Annotated in this window: 1 pseudogene; it reads right to left on the bottom strand. The window is 66.4% G+C overall.

Features of this window, described 5'->3' with window-relative positions:
* Positions 1-749, bottom strand: a pseudogene (locus EOA38_RS38025) (leucyl aminopeptidase); the annotation flags it as partial.

The following is a 749-nucleotide window of genomic DNA, read 5'->3' as shown; positions in this document are numbered from 1 at the left end:
GCTGGCCGAGCGCAACCATGATGGCGCCGGTAAGCGTCGCCAGGTTGACCATGAATTTCGGTCTGAAGCGGTCGTTGGCGTACCAGAGCGCATCGGCGAGCACGAGGCGGCCTTCGGCGTCGGTGTTGAGCACTTCGATGGTCTGGCCCGACATCGAGGTGACGATGTCGCCCGGCCGCTGCGCGTGGCCGTCGACGGCGTTCTCGACCAGGCCGATGACGCCGACGACGTTGGCCTTGGCCTTGCGCGCGGCCAGCGCATGGATCAGCCCGGTGACGGCGGCCGCACCCCCCATGTCGCCCTTCATGTCCTCCATGCCGGAGGCCGGTTTCATCGAATTGCCGCCGGTGTCAAAGGTGACGCCCTTGCCGATAAAGGCGATCGGCGCGTCCTTGGCCTTGCCGCCCTTCCATTGCATGACGGCCATGCGGGCGCCGCGCGGCGAGCCTTGCGCGACGCCGAGCAGCGAACCCATGCCGAGCTTCTTCATCTCCTTCTCGGTGAGGATCTCTACCGCGACGCCGAGCGCCTCCAGTTCCCTGGCGCGGGCGGCGAACTCGACGGGGCCGAGCACATTGGCCGGTTCGTTGACGAGATCGCGCGCAAGCAGCACGCCGTCGATCACCGCCTCTTCGCTGGCGAAGGCTTTTTTCGCAGCGGCGGGATCCGCGCAATGGATGGTTATCTTGGCGGGCTTCGCCGCTTCGGCCTTTTTGGCTTCAGGCTGGCCGTTTTCCCTCTCTTTCCTG

The sequence above is a fragment of the Mesorhizobium sp. M1E.F.Ca.ET.041.01.1.1 genome (genome assembly GCF_003997355.1).
Classification (GTDB): Bacteria; Pseudomonadota; Alphaproteobacteria; order Rhizobiales; family Rhizobiaceae; genus Mesorhizobium.
The sequence above is the reverse complement of the archived record's forward strand: the minus strand, read 5'-3'. Positions and strand labels throughout refer to the sequence as shown.